Annotated in this window: 14 protein-coding genes; 5 read left to right on the top strand and 9 right to left on the bottom strand. The window is 66.3% G+C overall.

The window, feature by feature from the left end; all coding sequences use genetic code 11:
- Positions 1–48: 48 nt before the first annotated feature.
- The gene (locus tag AB4Z42_RS14490; protein WP_442009880.1) at positions 49–702 is read left to right on the top strand and encodes a class I SAM-dependent methyltransferase; all 654 of its coding nucleotides are present in this window, start codon (positions 49–51) and stop codon (positions 700–702) included.
- On the opposite strand, the gene AB4Z42_RS14485 is transcribed toward AB4Z42_RS14490, so the two are convergent.
- The 3 genes from AB4Z42_RS14485 to AB4Z42_RS14475 are packed head-to-tail and all read right to left on the bottom strand — an operon-like array spanning position 681 to position 3,277.
- Complete coding sequence (locus tag AB4Z42_RS14485) at positions 681–1,370, bottom strand: helix-turn-helix domain-containing protein (protein WP_442009879.1); 690 nt, start codon at positions 1,368–1,370, stop codon at positions 681–683. The genes AB4Z42_RS14490 and AB4Z42_RS14485 overlap by 22 nt on opposite strands.
- Positions 1,360–2,163 (bottom strand): glycoside hydrolase family 16 protein, encoded by an 804-nt coding sequence (locus AB4Z42_RS14480; RefSeq protein WP_442009878.1) that lies wholly within the window; start codon positions 2,161–2,163, stop codon positions 1,360–1,362. Before AB4Z42_RS14480 ends, AB4Z42_RS14485 begins: the two co-directional genes overlap by 11 nt.
- A gap of 49 nt (positions 2,164–2,212) precedes the next feature.
- Complete coding sequence (locus AB4Z42_RS14475; RefSeq protein ID WP_442009877.1) at positions 2,213–3,277, bottom strand: aldo/keto reductase; 1,065 nt, start codon at positions 3,275–3,277, stop codon at positions 2,213–2,215.
- 137 nt (positions 3,278–3,414) lie between these two features.
- Here AB4Z42_RS14475 and AB4Z42_RS14470 point away from each other — a divergent pair, with 137 nt between their 5' ends.
- The 3 genes from AB4Z42_RS14470 to AB4Z42_RS14460 all read left to right on the top strand — a co-directional run bounded on the left by AB4Z42_RS14470 (position 3,415) and on the right by AB4Z42_RS14460 (position 6,997).
- Positions 3,415–4,803 (top strand): MFS transporter, encoded by a 1,389-nt coding sequence (locus AB4Z42_RS14470; protein WP_442009876.1) that lies wholly within the window; start codon positions 3,415–3,417, stop codon positions 4,801–4,803.
- A 26-nt stretch (positions 4,804–4,829) separates the two neighbouring features.
- The gene (locus AB4Z42_RS14465; RefSeq protein WP_442009875.1) at positions 4,830–5,360 is read left to right on the top strand and encodes a hypothetical protein; all 531 of its coding nucleotides are present in this window, start codon (positions 4,830–4,832) and stop codon (positions 5,358–5,360) included.
- A gap of 413 nt (positions 5,361–5,773) precedes the next feature.
- Positions 5,774–6,997, top strand: a complete 1,224-nt coding sequence (locus AB4Z42_RS14460) for an HNH endonuclease signature motif containing protein (RefSeq protein ID WP_442009874.1) — start codon at positions 5,774–5,776, stop codon at positions 6,995–6,997.
- Positions 6,998–7,104: 107 nt separating this feature from the next.
- On the opposite strand, the gene AB4Z42_RS14455 is transcribed toward AB4Z42_RS14460, so the two are convergent.
- From AB4Z42_RS14455 to AB4Z42_RS14435, 5 genes are read right to left on the bottom strand one after another with little or no spacing between them, the layout of a single operon-like run.
- Positions 7,105–7,821 carry an alpha/beta fold hydrolase gene (locus AB4Z42_RS14455; protein WP_442009873.1) on the bottom strand — a complete coding sequence of 239 codons (717 nt, stop codon included), beginning with the start codon at positions 7,819–7,821 and terminating at the stop codon, positions 7,105–7,107.
- A 40-nt stretch (positions 7,822–7,861) separates the two neighbouring features.
- The gene (locus tag AB4Z42_RS14450) at positions 7,862–10,405 is read right to left on the bottom strand and encodes a DEAD/DEAH box helicase (RefSeq protein ID WP_442009872.1); all 2,544 of its coding nucleotides are present in this window, start codon (positions 10,403–10,405) and stop codon (positions 7,862–7,864) included.
- Between the two features lie 35 nt (positions 10,406–10,440).
- A complete protein-coding gene (locus tag AB4Z42_RS14445; RefSeq protein WP_442009871.1) occupies positions 10,441–11,280 on the bottom strand; it encodes a class I SAM-dependent methyltransferase in 840 nt (279 codons plus the stop codon).
- Positions 11,281–11,285: 5 nt separating this feature from the next.
- Positions 11,286–12,536, bottom strand: coding sequence for an MFS transporter (locus AB4Z42_RS14440; protein WP_442009870.1), 1,251 nt, complete (start codon positions 12,534–12,536; stop codon positions 11,286–11,288).
- On the bottom strand, positions 12,533–13,000 hold the full coding sequence (locus AB4Z42_RS14435; RefSeq protein ID WP_442009869.1) for a MarR family winged helix-turn-helix transcriptional regulator: 468 nt from the start codon (positions 12,998–13,000) through the stop codon (positions 12,533–12,535). Before AB4Z42_RS14435 ends, AB4Z42_RS14440 begins: the two co-directional genes overlap by 4 nt.
- Positions 13,001–13,074: 74 nt before the next feature.
- Between AB4Z42_RS14435 and AB4Z42_RS14430 the strand changes: the two genes are divergently transcribed.
- The gene (locus tag AB4Z42_RS14430; RefSeq protein ID WP_442009868.1) at positions 13,075–13,791 is read left to right on the top strand and encodes an NUDIX hydrolase; all 717 of its coding nucleotides are present in this window, start codon (positions 13,075–13,077) and stop codon (positions 13,789–13,791) included.
- 5 nt (positions 13,792–13,796) lie between these two features.
- On the opposite strand, the gene helR is transcribed toward AB4Z42_RS14430, so the two are convergent.
- On the bottom strand, positions 13,797–15,971 hold the full coding sequence (gene helR, locus AB4Z42_RS14425) for an RNA polymerase recycling motor ATPase HelR (protein WP_442009867.1): 2,175 nt from the start codon (positions 15,969–15,971) through the stop codon (positions 13,797–13,799).
- Positions 15,972–16,068 lie beyond the last annotated feature (97 nt).

Here is a 16,068-nt window from a genome sequence, read left to right as displayed (position 1 = left end):
AGCGTTTTGTTCAAGACCGGATGCGATACGGCCGTTGACACTGTGACCATGAGTGAGCACGCCTTCACCCCGGCCGCCGGGCGATTTGCCCCGATGCGGTTCTACGATTCCGCGGTCGCGCTGACGCGTGAACGACTGTGGCGCTCGCTGGCCGTCATGTGGGTCGCGCCAAGGCCTGACGACGTGATCGCCGACGTAGGCTGCGGCACCGGATCGTTGGCCGTGCTCCTGGGTCGCGTGGAACCCCGCGCCACCATCGTCGGGTTGGACCCCGATCCCGAAGTGCTTGCCGTGGCGCGGCGTAAGGCCGACGCGGCCGAGGTCACCGTCGATTGGCGCGTGAGCATGGGCGATGCGCTGGTGGACGCGCTGGGTGCGAATTCGGTGGACACCGTCATGTCCAGCCTGGTGCTGCACCAGTGCCCGCTGCCGATGAAGAGAGCAATACTCGGCTCGATGCACGAGGTGCTGAAGCCCTGCGGGAAGGTGGTGATCGCCGACTTCGGGCTGCAGCGCACGGTGTTGATGCGTCTGGCGTTCCGCATCGTGCAGTTGGCCGACGGCAAGGCCGATACCCAACCCAACGCTGACGGAGTGCTACCAAAAATGTTGTCGGAGTGTGGATTCCACGAAGTGCGTGAGGCCGAGGTGGTGTCGACGGTGAACGGTTCGATATCCGTCTACGTCGCGCGCAAGGAGTGAGGCCGCACGATCGGCAGCAGTGCTGCGGGCGTGAGCCCCATCATCTCGCGCATCTGGCGGGTGAGGTGGGCCTGGTCGGCGAAGCCCGCCGCGATCGCCGCGTCGGCCAACGATCTACCGCCTTGGAGCGCCTCGGCGGCACGCCGCAGTCGCGTCCACACCCGCCAGCGTGCCAGCGGCATTCCCAACTGCTGCCGCGCCAGCGCTCGCAGACGCTGCGGTGAGAGCCCGACCTCAGCTGCCACACTCGGTAACGGAATGTCGCTGTCTCCCAAAGCATTCAGTGCGGACACCAATCGCGGATCGAGTGCTTCGGATCCGCGATCGCCCACCGGCCGCAGATCGTCCTCGCTCAGATCGCACAGGTCGGGCACCGCGGCGATGCCGTCGCCGCAGCGCTCACGGAGCCGGTCGGCGAATACGCAGTGTGGTTCGACGAAATAGGTGAGCACGTCCGCCGCGGGCAGCAGGCAGTGCCGCTGCATAGGCGGCACGACGAGCGCCTCGGCCCGGTGCGCGGTGTCCGTTGCGTCCACGACGCCGACGGTGTCGCCCATCCCGATCATGACCTGAAAGGCCGCATGACGGTGCAGCGTCCCGGGCGTCGTCGGACCGCGGTACACCGCGTAACCCTCGCCGATGGCGAATCGGGGCGTCCTACCAGACACGAACCCAGTCGACGAGCATGTCCGCGGGGTAGGTGCCGCCGCTTGGGTCGCCGCCGCCGGACCCGGCGACCGCGAGACCCAGGATCGGGAACAGCGTGAAGCCGGGGTTGCTGAATTGGTAGTTGGGCAGCATGTCGGGCGTGACGGTGAAGTACGGTGACGCACCCTCGGAGTGGTCCAGCCAGAAGCTGATGCCCGCGTCCGTCCACTGTGCGCGCCATCGGTGCCACGCACTATCCGGCGCGATGGTGTGGCTGACGTGTTCGCCGCCGTTGAGGTTGGCGTGGACGGTGGTTCCGGGAGCCCAACTGCCGTTGCCGTACCACTCGATGATGTCGACCTCGCCGCCATGGGCGGGATCGTTGTTGGCCAGATACCAGGCCGGCCACGCGCCCGGGGTGAGGCAGTTCAGCTTGATCCGGGCTTCCCACGTGGTGTTGATGGGTCCCCGGTACTTGCCGAAGAGTTTGCCGCTGTAGTAGGTGTCGCCGTCCTTCGCGGCTCGGATCACCAGGTTGGACTTGCCGTCGAGGAAGAGGTTGCGCCGGTCGTCGCGGTACTGGCCGACATTCTCGGGCAACTCCCAGAATGTCGGGTCCTCCATGCTCTCGCGCTCGTACGCGGGCTCCCATTTCGAGTAATCGGGGGCCGAACCGGCCGGTCCGTCGAAGTTGTCCTCGAAGAGGTAGTCGCTGGTCGAAGGCTCGGCGTGGGCGCTGGGCAGGGACACACTGGCCGCAAGCGCGCCGAGACCGGCAATCTGCATCACGCGGCGGCGATTCATTTCAGGCATCCACACAGGTAAGCGGTTCTGCCCGCCGATCGCAAACCCTTGCCGGCGCTCAGGCGTTGCGGCGACGCCTGTGGAACGGATCTGTCAGCGCCGGCGGCACGTAGCCGACGTCGCCTCGAGAAAGCGTCGATCCGGGCGGCACGATCTCGTCGATCTTGTCGAGGACGTCGACCGAAAGCTCGACCTCGGCGGCGCCGAGCTGGGATTTCAGGTGGTCGAGGGTGCGCGGGCCGATGATCGGCGCGGTGACCGCCGGATGCTGCATGACGAATGCCAGCGCCAGATGAATCAGCGACAGCCCGGCATCGTCGGCCAGCTGACCGAGCGCGTCCGCGGCGTCGAGCTTGCGCTGATTCTCCGGGCGCGTCATGTCGAAGCGGCCGGGCATCAGCTTGCTTCGCCTCGACTCGGGGAGATCCTTGTCCTTGCGGTAGCCGCCGCTGAGCCAGCCGCCGGCCAGCGGGCTCCACGGCAGCACGCCCATGCCGTATTCCTGCGCCACCGGCAGCACGTCGGCCTCGATCCCGCGGACCAGCAGTGAGTACGGCGGCTGTTCCGTCACGAACCGCCCGAGACCGCGCGTCTCGCTGACCCACTGCGCACGAACCATCTGGTGTGCGGGGAACGTCGACGAACCGAAGGCGCGGATCTTGCCGGCCCGCTGCAGATCGGTGAGCGCGCCGAGCGTTTCCTCGATGTCGGTGTCGGGATCGGGGCGGTGAATTTGATACAGGTCGATCCAGTCGGTGTTCAGACGGCGAAGGCTGTCCTCGACCTCGCGGACGATCCAGCGCCGGGAGTTTCCGCGCTTGTTGGGATCAGCTTTGGTGCCGGGTGGAGCCCCGAACGGGACACCCATCTGGATGTTGACCTTCGTCGCCAGCACCACATCGTCGCGCTTGCCGCCTGCGAGCGCCTTCCCGACGATGATCTCCGATTCGCCCTGCGAGTAGACGTCGGCGGTATCGATGAAATTGATGCCTGCATCGAGTGCGGCGTGGATCGTCGCGATCGATTTGTCGTGGTCGGGCTCGCCGAAACTGCCGAACATCATCGCGCCCAGACACAGCGGGCTCACTTGAATTCCGGTTCGTCCGAGGCTGCGGTACTCCATGCCTGCGACTGTACGCCCGCGTTAGGTGAGCTAATGATCGCCGTTGACGGGGCCCGAAAGTGCACTGCGACTATCCCGTTGGGGATGCGTGGTCCAAGCACCCCCGAATGAGGTGGCAGTCCGTTACCGTCGCGTGAATGAGTGATGGGACGCCGACGTCCAAACTGCCGTCCACCCAGTCCGGTCCGACCCGCGCGCCGACGAGTACCCAACGGGCGGTGCTCAACACCATCAAGGGCTCAGCGGGCAACCTCGTCGAGTGGTACGACGTCTACGTCTACACGGTGTTCGCGTCCTATTTCGAAGCGCAGTTCTTCGATAAGTCCGATACGAACTCGACGGTCTACATCTACGCGATCTTCGCGGTGACGTTCTTGATGCGACCGGTCGGATCGTGGTTCTTCGGTCGCTTCGCGGACCGGCGCGGGCGCAAGGCCGCCCTGATGTTCAGCATCACCGTCATGTCGACGTGCTCATTCGTCGTCGCCGTCATGCCCACGCGCGAGAGCATCGGATATTGGGCCGCGGTGATCCTGGTGATCGCCCGGCTCGTACAGGGATTCGCCACCGGCGGCGAGTACGGCACGTCGGCGACGTACATGTCGGAGGCGGCGACGGCGAATCGGCGCGGCTTCCTGTCGTCGTTCCAGTACGTCACCCTCGTCGGTGGCCACGTGCTGGCACAGGTGACCCTGCTCGTCGCGCTGCACTTCCTCGACGACGACGCGATGCACGAATGGGGTTGGCGGATTGGCTTCTTCATCGGCGGCATCGCCGCGCTTGTGGTGCTGTGGATCCGCCGCTCGATGGACGAGTCGCTCAGCGAGGCGCATCTGGAGGCGATTCGCGAGGGCAAGGACAACGAGGCAGGATCGCTGAAGACCTTGTTCACCGCACATTGGCGGCCGCTGCTGCTCGTCTTCCTGATCACGGCGGGCGGCACGGTGGCGTTCTACACCTACAGCGTCAATGCGCCCGCAATCGTCAAGTCGACCTTCGGGTCCGACCGTGCGCTGACGGCTACGTGGGTGAACCTTTTGGGTCTGATCTTCCTGATGCTGCTGCAGCCAGTGGGTGGACTCCTCAGCGACCGCATCGGACGCAAGCCGCTTCTCGTCTTCTTCGGGGTGGCCGGGGTTTTCTACACCTACGTCCTTCTGACATACCTCCCCAAGACGACGTCCGCGGTGATGGCGTTCCTCATCCTGGCCGGCGGCTACATCATCATCACCGGCTACACGTCCGTGAACGCCATTGTGAAGGCGGAGCTGTTCCCGGCTGAGATCCGTGCTCTGGGAGTGGGTTTGGGCTACGCGCTCGCGAACTCCGCGTTCGGGGGCACCGCCCCGTTGCTGTACCAGGCCTCCAAGCCCGATCACGTCACCCTGTTCATCGTCTACGTCACCGTGATCATCGGTGTCAGCCTGCTCGTCTACATCTTCGGGCTGAAGAACAAGGGAGAGACCGTGCTCGACCGAGAGCAGGGCAGCGCCTGGACTGTCCCCGTTTCCTCGACCACTAGATGATCCCGTCAAACGAAAGAGGAACAGCTATGGCCCGCAACGGATATGTTCTGGCACCCGCGCTGTTGGCCGTCGGGCTGCTCACTGCAGCCTGCGGCAGTTCCGATGATTCCGGCTCCAAGACTGTTACCGAGACCGTCTCGGCAAGCACGACCACAACATCGGCGGCGCCCGCGATGACAGGCCCCGCGATGACGGGCCCCGCGATGACGGGCGCCGCGACCGCGGATCTGCAGTCGCTGATACCCACGCCGGCGAGCAGTCAGCGCACCGACGGTCCGGAGGGGATTCAGGAGAACGGTATCCATAAGCACTTCTTGGTCACCGGATCCCCGACCGAGGTCATGGACGCGTACAAGACGGCGCTGGAGGGCTCGGGCTGGACGCTGGTCGTCGAGAATTCCGGTGGGGGTAATGGAGGCGGCGGCGCCACGTACACCGGGACCAACGGTGACGCCTACGGTGTTTTCGTCGGGGGTGGCTATGCAAACACGACCGATGTCAACTCCTGCGCCTGGCCTGCGAAACCGTCGAATACCAACTGCGGCAGCAATAACTGACGAATTAGCTACCGTCTGGGCTTAGTGTTCGGATCAATCCGGAAAGCATTTCCCCACGGAAATTGATTGTGTATCCCGTTGGGGCACAGGACAAGTAATTGGCCGACAGATCCGTCAATTTCGGTGGTCAGACCCTTGCGTCGGCGTACAGTCAGTCGGGCCAACAGAAGTCGTCGTTCCAGACGAAGGGGGTTCTGTCATGTTGCATCTCACCCGGAAAATCGTCCTCGCGTTTATGTTCGCCATAATCGTCACGACGACGTCGGGATGCGTGATTCCGGTAACGATCGACTGCACGCCATTCGCCTGCACGCCGTGACAACGCGCTGACCCGACGGGCCCGGCGCCACCGGGCGCGTAACCCGTTGCGCACCAACGCCGGAACTTGTCGGACCCGGGTGCTTTGATGGGGTATGTCGTCGATCGCACCCAAAGAGCGTGTTGACGTGTTGTTCGATGAGTTGGCGGAGTTGACCGGTCAGCGCAACGCCATCGACGGACGGATCGTGGAGATCGCCGCCGAGATGGAGCGCGACTCGCTGATCGGCATGACCGGAGCACGGTCGGTCGCGGCGTTGGTGGCGTGGAAGACCGGCTGCTCCCCGGCCAACGCTTCTGTCATCGCCGCCGTGGCACGCCGGCTGGAAGAGTTTCCGCGCTGCGCGGCCGGTCTGCGCGAAGGCCGACTGTCACTGGATCAGCTCGGCGTCCTCGCGACGCGGGCCAGCCACGGATCCGACGAGCACTACGTCGAATTGGCCACAGTCGCCACCGTCACCCAGCTGCGTACCGCGGTCAAACTCGAACCCCGCCCCGAACCCGAACCACGGTCTGAGCCGGCGCGGTCGATCACCAAACACTCTGACGAGGAATCCACCACGTGGAAGATCACCCTTCCGCACGTGGACGCCGCCGTATTCGACGCCGCACTGCAGTCCCATTTGGACGCGTTGGTCGCCGACTGGAAACACGACCACAACAACGATGCCCGCTCCGATCAGGCGCCGCCGCTTCCCGCCACGATCGATGCGTTCCTGCGTCTCGTGGAGTGCGGCTGGGATGCCGACGTGGCCCGCCGGCCCCACGGGCAGCGCACCACCGTCGTCGTGCACCTCGACGTCAAGGAGCACGCCGGTTCGCTGCATCTAGGGCCGCTGCTCACCGACGCCGAACGCCAATACCTGTCCTGTGATGCCACGTGCGAAGTGTGGTTTCACCGCGACGGCCAGCTCATCGGCTCCGGCCGCACCACCCGCACCATCAACCGCCGACTCCGCCGCGCACTCGAACACCGCCACCGCACCTGCGCAGTGCCCGGCTGCGACGCCACCCGCGGCCTGCACGCTCACCACATCCAGCACTGGGAAAACGGCGGACCCACCGAACTGGACAACCTGGTACTGCTCTGCGCCTACCACCACCGTTTGCATCACCGCGGTGTCATCACCATCACCGGACCCGCCACCGTTGTGAAGGTCACCGACAGCAGCGATCGACCACTCAGCGCGGCATCGTTGGCGCGCCCACCAACACGACCCCCACCCGCCGTAGCGCCCTGCCGCGGCCCGCTCGGCGAACGCGCCGACTGGTGGTGGTACCAGCCCTTCGAACCCCAACCACCACCAACCAACAACTAGCCCGCGCGTTTGGCTTCGCCACCCTTGGTGGGGCTGTCGTCGCCGTCGGACTCCGGTGGCCAGGGTCATCTGGATCCGAAGAACCCGAAGAGGTAGTCAGTCGGTCGCTAGCTTCCGTTGGCGATGCGCAGCAAGACGTCGGCCAACGCGGACGGTCGCGACAGGAACGGTGAGTGACTTCCGGGGAGTGCGACGATCTCGGCCCCGATATCGTGAGCTATCCGCCTGGACCAGACGGGATTGACCACCAGATCGTCATCGCACACCACGGAGGTGCAACTCACCGAAGGGTGCTCGGTCAGCGAGCACGGCAATGTCCACGCATTGCCCGACTGGACCCGAAGATGATCGACGGCCGTGGCAGCGGTGGCCTCGTCGCAGTCGGCGTAGAACACCTTGCGGGCGAAGTCGAGATCAACCCACTGCGTTCGGAATTGCTCGTCGGGCTCACTCAGGCCCTGGAGCCATCCCTCGGCGAACTCCGTACTGACCATGTCGGGCTGGGCCTGCCATTGGCCGACGAGGCTGCTTCCCGCCTCCGGAACCGACGCGCACAAATACACCAGATGACGCACTGGGCGACGGACCGGGACCAGCGCGCCGGTGGCACCGGCCAATGAGTGGGCCACCACGACCACGTCGTCGCCACACCCCTGAAGGGAGCCGGTCACCACATCCGCGTAGGCATCGAAGTCCGCAGAGCCGTCCTCAGTCGGTAGGTCAGGCGCCACCACGTCATGCCCGGCCTGTTCCAGAAGGGGCGTCACGCGTTCCCAGCACCATGCGTCGTGCCATGCGCCGTGTATCAACGCGAACGTCGTCATGCGCCGAGCGTATGGGCTCAGCGGCCGGACGGAGGCGGAATCAGTCGAGGCGTCCCACGTCAACGACGCGCAGGACCGCAATGCCCTCCTCGTCGGACTCCTCCAGATCCACCTCGACGTCGAAGCCCCAATCATGGTCTCCGGCGGGATCATCGAGGATCTGCCGCACCCGCCATATGCCGGGTTCCCGGTTGACGATCAGCAGCGCGGGACCGCGTGCATCGGCGCCCGTGAACACCTCGTCGTGCTCGGCGAAGTAGCCATCGCCGACCTCTTCCCAGCGCTCGGCGGTCCACCCCGACGCGGCGTCCAGATCGCCGAGTTCGAACCAGCGCCGCCGCGCGAACAGCTCCACCCGCCGGAACAACGCATTGCGGACCATCGCGGTAAACGCCCGCTCGTTCCCCGTCAGCGGGCGCGGCCGGGCGGGTACCGCTCGAATTTCTTGGAGGGGCGCACCCCCATGTTCGTCCGGGTTGGTGAGCTGCTCCCACTCGTCGAGCAGACTCGAATCGACCTGGCGGACAAGCTCACCGAGCCACTCGACGATGTCGGTGAGCTCCTCGGTCCGCGCCGCGGTGGGTACACCCGAGCGTAATGCCTTGAAGGCATCGGAGAGGTAGCGCAGCACCGCACCCTCCGACCGCGTGAGTCCGTAGACGCTGACGTATTCGCGGAATGTGAACGCCCGCTCCCACATCTCGCGCACGACCGACTTCGGCGACAGCGCCCCGTCCGCGGCCCAGGGATTGCTTTGTAAGTACACCTCAAAGGTGTGCGTCAGCAGCTCGTCGAGCGGCCGCGGATAGGTGACCTCGTCGAGAAGTTCCATCCGCTCGTCATATTCGATACCTTCGGCCTTCATCGCCGCGATCGCCTCGCCCCTGGCCTTCTTCAGCTGTGCGGCCATGATCTGGCGGGGATCCTCGAGCGTCGCCTCGATCACCGAAACAACGTCCAGCGCATAGGTTTCCGAGCCCGCGTCGAGTACATCGACGGCGGCAAGGGCAAACGTCGACAGCGGCTGATTCAGCGCGAAATCGGGTGGCAGGTCGACGGTGAGTCGGTAACGACGCCCGTCAGCCTCGGGTTGGTCGAGCCGCTCCAGCACGCCGGCCTGCAGTAGCGAGCGGGCGATACCTACCGCTTCGCGGATGTGCCGCAGTTGTCGTTTACGGGGCTCGTGGTTCTCGGTGAGGAGTCGGCGCATCGCGGCGAACGGGTCACCGGGCCGGTCGACGACGTCGAGAATCATCGCGGTCGACACCCGCATGTTGCTCGTCAACGGCTCGGGCGGCGCGGCGACCAGGCGAGTCTGCGTGGACTCGCTCCACGGAACCATGCCCTCGGGCACCTTGCGGCGCACCAGCTTTCGACGTTTCTTCGGATCGTCGGCGACCTTGGCGAACTGTTTGAGATTCTCCACCTCATGGTCGGGGGCCTCGACGACGACGGTGCCCGCGGTGTCGTAGCCCGCTCGCCCGGCCCGTCCTGCGATCTGGTGGAATTCGCGCGCGCTGAGCAGTCGGGTGCGCGTGCCGTCGTACTTCGACAGCGCCGAGAAGACGACGGTCCGGATCGGCACGTTGATGCCGACGCCGAGAGTGTCGGTGCCGCAGATGACCTTGAGCAGGCCCGCCTGGGACAGCTGTTCCACCAGTCGCCGGTATTTCGGCAGCATCCCGGCGTGGTGGACGCCGATCCCGTGCCGGACCAACCGCGACAGCGTCGTTCCGAACGCCGACGAGAACCGGAATCCGCCGATCAGGTCGGCGATCGCCTTCTTCTCCTCCTTGGTGCACACGTTGACGCTCATGAGCGCCTGTGCGCGCTCGAGCGCCGAGGCTTGGGTGAAGTGCACGACGTAGACCGGTGCCTGCTTCGTCTCCAGCAGGTCGGCGATCGTCTCGTGCATGGGCGTCGTCGCGTAGTAGTGGTGCAATGGGACCGGGCGTTCGGCGTTGGCGACCAGCGCCGTCGGCCTTCCGGTGCGGCGCGCCAGATCTTCCCGCAGGAAGGTGACATCGCCGAGAGTGGCTGACATCAACAGGAATTGGGCCTTCGGCAGCTCCAGCAACGGCACCTGCCACGCCCAGCCGCGGTCGGGGTCTCCGTAGAAGTGGAACTCGTCCATGACCACCACACCGATGTCCGCGGCGCTGCCCTCGCGCAGTGCGATGTTGGCCAGTACCTCTGCGGTGCAGGTGATGATCGGTGCGCTCGCGTTGACTGCGGCGTCGCCGGTGAGCATGCCGACGTTGGCCGCACCGAACACGTCGCACAGGTTGAAGAACTTCTCGCTGACCAACGCCTTGATCGGGGCGGTGTAGTAACTGCGCCGTCCCGCCGCCAGCGCGGCGTACAGCGCGCCGGTGGCCACCAGCGACTTACCCGAGCCCGTCGGCGTGGCCAGGACCACGTTCGCACCGCTGACCAACTCGATCAGCGCTTCCTCCTGGGCGGGGTAGAGCACGGTGCCTTGCGCCTCGGCCCACGCGGCGAACGAGGCGAACAGTTCATCGGGATCGGAGCCCTTTGCGCGCAGAGCGGATAGGTCGCTTGGGTCCTCGAGCAGAGCGGTCATGTTGGGGACCAGCGTGCCTGATGTCCGTCTTTGACTCAGCCGAATTCCAGCAGCGTGTAGGCGCCGCGGATCTGCTTGGTGAGCCGCCACTGCCAGAAAGCCGGGAACACCTTCTCGAAGATGAAGCCCCGTCCTGCAGGCATGGGCAGGTCGTGCACGGCACGGATGCCGGGGACCGTGTTGGCCAGGTCGGCCAGTTGATTCGCGGACAGGCTGAACGGCATCGGCGGAACGCGATACTGCTTGGAGGATTTGAGGCCCTTGGGAGCGAACTTCTTCACCAGCACCGGCGGCAGGTCGAAGATCATCTGACCACCCGGAAAGCGCTTGGCGCACTCGGTGATCAGTCCCGTCGCATCGTCGGGCTGCAGATACATCAGTAGGCCTTCGGCCGTGATGAAGACGCCGTTGCTCGCGTCCACGGCGTCCATCCAGGAATAGTCCAGTGCTGACTGCGCGAGGTTGGTGATCCGCGCAGATGAGGGCAGCAGCTGACGGCGCAGGTCGATGATGGGCTGGAAGTCGACGGTGAGCCAGCGGAATTCGGCGTCCGGCAGCGCGCTGCTGATGCGCCAGAAACTGGTCTGCAGGCCCTCGGCGAGTGCGACCACGGTGGCGGCCGGGTGTGCCGAGAGGTACTGAGTCGCGGCCCGATCAAAAGCGAGCGAACGCAGAGCCATCTCCTGACCCTTGCGGCGGCCGAACTTGTCGAAATCGAAGTGGATGGCATCGACGAGCCGGATGGCCATCGGGTCTTCGATGATGGCCTCTGGGTGGCGGGCCTGGTGCGCCCGGCCGTTGAGTGTCAGCAGCGCGGTCTCCGAGACCCCGGTGAGCATGCGGGCGTCGGCTCTTTCGCCGTTGGTGTGCGTCATCGGTGTCAGATCCTTGCAGGCAGCGGCCCGACCAGATTCGACGGTCGACACCACAGCGCCACGACGGCGGTCAGCACCGCGGCAACCCCGAACGCCGCTTGCACGCTGAACAGATCTGCGGTCCCGCCGAGCAGCACCGCGGCAATCGGCCGGGAGCCGACGAAGCCGACCAACCACAGCGCCATGATCCGGCCGCGCAACTCCTCCGGTGCGCGCTCCTGCACCACGGTGCTGAGCCCCGTCATGGCCCAGCCGAAACCCAGACCGGACAACACGAACCCGGCCATCGCGGCGGTCGCCGTCGTGCCGAGGGTCAGCAGTGCGCACCCCGCGGCCAGACCTGCCAAACCGATCGACGACACCCGATCGGAGGCCATCCGGCCGCCCATCACCGCGAGCACCGCCATACCGACCGCGGCGCCGATGCCGAAGCTCGCCGACAGCATGCCGACCAGATGGGTGCCGCCGCCGAGTGCATCGGCCATCGACGGGGTCAGCGTGATCGACGGGTCCGATGCGATACCCACCGTCGTCACCGCGACCAGTGCGAGAAACAGTGGGCGGTCCCGCCACACGTACCTGACGGCGGCGCGGACGCGGTAGTCGGTGCCGGAGCGACGTTCCGGGGGAGAGGGGAACCGCACCACGACGAGGAAGATCGCGAAGATGAGGTGCAGGACGGCGCTGGCTGCGAAGCCCGCGGCCGAACCGAGATGTGCGGCCAGGTAGGCGCCCGCGGCCGGGCCGACGATGCGACCGACCGTCATCGGCATGCTGTTGAGCGCCATCGCCGTCGAGAGTTCGCCGTCGCGAATCAGATTCGGCACGATCGACTGCATCGCGGGGCCGCCGACGACGAAACCGAACCCGACGAGCAGCGATCCGATGAGGATCGGAATCGCCACCGCCATCCCCTGCAGATCGTGGTCGGCGAACAGCCACACCGCCGCGAAACCCGAACCGGCGACACACAACACCCTGCCGAGCAGGATCTGCCGTGCGGGGTTGCCGGTGTCGGCCCACTTGCCGCTGGTCGGACTAAGCAGGAGCTGCGGTCCGAACTGCACGACGCCGACCATGCCGACCATCAGTGCGGACTGCGTCGCGTCGTACATCACGATCGCCGCGACGATTCCGTGCGTCCACACGGCCACGACGGCGAACATCTTGCCCCAGAACAACGCCCCGAAGACGGGGTCGAACATCAGCCCGAGCGCGCTGCGGGGCCGCGGCGGGGCGGTGGCCTCAGCGGTCATCGGCCCGCCGTGGATTCGAATCGTTGGGTCAGTCGCTCCAACAACGTGACCAATGTGTCGACGTCGGTGTCGGGCCAGTCGGCGATCGTCTCGGCGACCAGCTCGCGTCGCCGGTCCGTCACGGTCGCGAGCGCTTTTCGTCCGACGTCGGTCAGCACCAGCACGCACCGGCGTTGGTCGTCGGTGGCATTCGCCTTTGTCAAAAGACCCGCGGCGACGACGGAGGCCACGGTCCGGCTGGCGGTCGAGTGCTCGACGGCCAGGTAATCGGCGACGTCGCTGATGGATGCGCCACCGCCGGATTGCTCCACCGCGCGCAGCACGCGCAGGGTCGAGACGCTGGTGACGGGGTCCCCGCCATGGAGGAGCCGGCGCCGCCAACTCGGCCGCTGGCGCGCGACATGGAGGCGCGTCAGCAGTTCGTCGAGGTGGTCGTAGCGCGATTGCGGCACGTATATATGCATAGCACATACATATTTACGGCCGAGCGGAGGGTGTGCGCGCTGCTGCACGGTATCGCCTGCATATGGTCGAAACCGTGACGCTCACCTACGACGACGCGCTCCGTGACCGGATCCGCGGCCATCTCGCGGGTCATGATCGCCGTGCCGTGATCGACCCGACGAAACGGCACGCCGCCGTCGCGGTGGTCCTCGTCGATTCGGTACTCGGCGACGACCGGGTGGATCCCGCGCCCGTCGACGACTGGATCGACGGCCGGCCGATGCCGGAGGACCTCGACGGCCGCATGGTCGATGTCGCGGGAGGCGCGGCGTTTCTCCTGTGCCGCAGGGCATCGCGGCTGTCGTCGCATGCCGCCCAGTGGGCGTTGCCCGGTGGGCGGCTGGACCCCGGCGAAGACGCCGTCACCGCGGCGCTGCGCGAACTGGACGAGGAAGTGGGCGTCACGTTGAGCGACTCGGCCGTCCTCGGACTCCTCGACGACTACCCGACGCGATCGGGCTACGTGATCACGCCGGTCGTCATCTGGGGCGGCGGGCGGCTCGATCTGCGTCCCGCCCCCGACGAAGTGGTCGCCGTCTACCGGGTCGGGCTGCATCAACTACAGCGCGACGATTCGCCGCGATTCATCACCATCCCCGAGAGCCCGCGGCCCGTCGTTCAGATCCCGCTGGGCAACGACTTGATCCACGCCCCAACGGGTGCGGTGCTGCTGCAAACGCGATGGCTGTGCCTCGAGGGCCGGCACGATCCGGTCGACGAGCTCGAACAACCCGTCTTCGCCTGGAAATAGTCGTCTCAGGCGAGACCACTAAGCGCAGCGGGCAGCGGACCGCGGTGCAGAACGCCGAGCCGTTGAGTCGCGCGGGTCAACGCGACGTACAACTCCGCCGCGCCGCGCGGTCCGGCGGCGAGGATCCGGTCCGGGTCGACCACCAGAACGGCGTCGAACTCCAGGCCCTTCGTCTCCGCAGGCGGTACCGCGCCGGGTACGCCCGGTGGCCCGATCACCACACTCGTGCCCTCCCGCTGCGCTTCCTCGCGAGCGAATTCTTCGATGGCTTCGGGCAATTCGTCGTCGGTGACCTCGCGCGACCACGGCATCACCCCGCACGCGCGCACCGAGTCCGGCGGCCGGATATCGGGCGCGAACTCCGCGAGCAGTGCGGCGGCGACCGTCATGATCTCCGCGGGCGTGCGGTAGTTGACCGACAGTGAGCGGTACACCCAGCGGCCGGGCACATACGGTTCGAGCATCGGGTCCCATGAGGTCGCCCCCGCCGCCGATCGACGCTGGGCCAGATCGCCTACCACGGTGAAGGACCGGTTCGGACAGCGACGCATCAGCACCCGCCAGTCCATCTCGGACAATTCCTGGGCCTCGTCGACCACCACGTGCCGGTACGTCCAATCCCGGTCGGCGGCAGCGCGTTCGACGAGTTCACGGGTGTCGCGTTCGGTGAAGCGCTCGGCCAGATCCTCGGCGTAGAGCATGTCCTGGGCGAGCAGATGGTCTTCGTCGTCCATCAGATCTTCGCGGCTGATCAGGTTGTCCAGCACCCCGGCCGCGAAAGCGGCCTCCGCCTTACGTTCCCGCTCGGCGGTATCGTCTGCCGGCTTGTCGCGGCCCAGCAGGTCGACGAGTTCGTCGAGCAACGGCACATCCGAGACGGTCCATGCGTCGCCGTCGACGCGGTACAGCACCTGGTCGGCGTGCGCGGCGCGCAGCCGTTCGGGCGATGCGTACAACTCGCCCAGAAGCGTCTGCGGCGTCATGATCGGCCAGAGTTCGTCGAGCGCTGCGGTGAACGCGGAGTTGTCGGAGAGTTCGTCGATCAGGTTGGTCCGCAGTTGTTCCCATGCGGCGCGATCGTCGCGGGTCAACCAACCCTTGCCGATCCGCGCGATCGCCCGCTCGGTGAGGACATACGTGATGATCTCGGTAAAGACGGTGCGGGCATCGTTGTGCGGCTTGCCGCTCGAGCGCGCCTCCTCGCGGGCCCACTCCGCGGTCTCGGCGTCGATGCGCACCGTGACGTCAGCCAGCTCGATCGACACCGGATCCTTCGGCAGCCGTTGCCGGTCGGCGATCGCGGCCGCGAGCACGTCGAGCATTCGGAGCGAGCCCTTGACGCGCGCCGCCTCGTCGCCGTCCTCGTCGGTGACGCGCAGTCCGGGCACCAGGTCGCCGACGGTCATGAACACGACGTCGGATTCGCCGAGCGACGGGAGCACGCGCCCGATGTGATCCAGGAACGCCGGATTGGGGCCGACGACGAGGACACCGTGGCGTTCGATCTGCTTGCGCTGCGTGTAGAGCAGGTACGCGACGCGGTGCAGTGCCACCACCGTCTTGCCGGTGCCGGGGCCGCCCTCGATTACCAGCACCCCGGGATGGTCGAGCCGGATGATCTCGTCCTGCTCGGCCTGAATCGTGGCGACGATGTCGCGCATGCCCTCGCCGCGGGGCGCGTTGACGGCGGCCAGGAGCGCGTCATCCCCGCGTTCATCACCAGTGGGTCGGCCGAACACCTCGTCGGTGAAGTCGACGATCTGCCGTCCGCGGGTATGGAACTGGCGCCGGCGGCGCATGTTCTCCGGGGTCGCGGCGGTCGCGATGTAGAACGCGCGCGCCGCGGGCGCCCGCCAGTCGAGCAGCAGCGGCTCGTATTCGTTGTCCTTGTCGAGTATGCCGATGCGGCCGACATAGGAAGGCTGGCCGGTGATGCTGTCCAGCCGGCCGAAACAGAGTCCGCCGTCGGCGACGTCGAGGCGCGCGACCTGTTTGGCCAGCGCACGCACCTCGACGTCGCGCGCCACGAGTGTTCCGCCGTCCATCCGGTCGACGGGCGATCCGAGCGCGGCGCGGTATCGGTCCTTCACGCGCGCGCGTTCAGAGTCCAGACGCGCGTACAGCCCGTCCACATAGCTCTGTTCGGATTGAAGTTCGTCGTCGTAGTCCTGAGTTGACACATGCCCCCAAAATCGTCGTTTAAGACCTAGGCCTGGGATTGTGCGGCATGACCGGGGCCTTGCCGCAAGCCCCCATGTGCGTTATATGTTGTAGGTG

The sequence above is a fragment of the Mycobacterium sp. 2YAF39 genome (assembly GCF_052114565.1).
GTDB lineage: Bacteria > Actinomycetota > Actinomycetes > Mycobacteriales > Mycobacteriaceae > Mycobacterium.
Note: the sequence above shows the minus strand (reverse complement) of the source record. Positions and strands in the feature narration are given on the sequence as shown.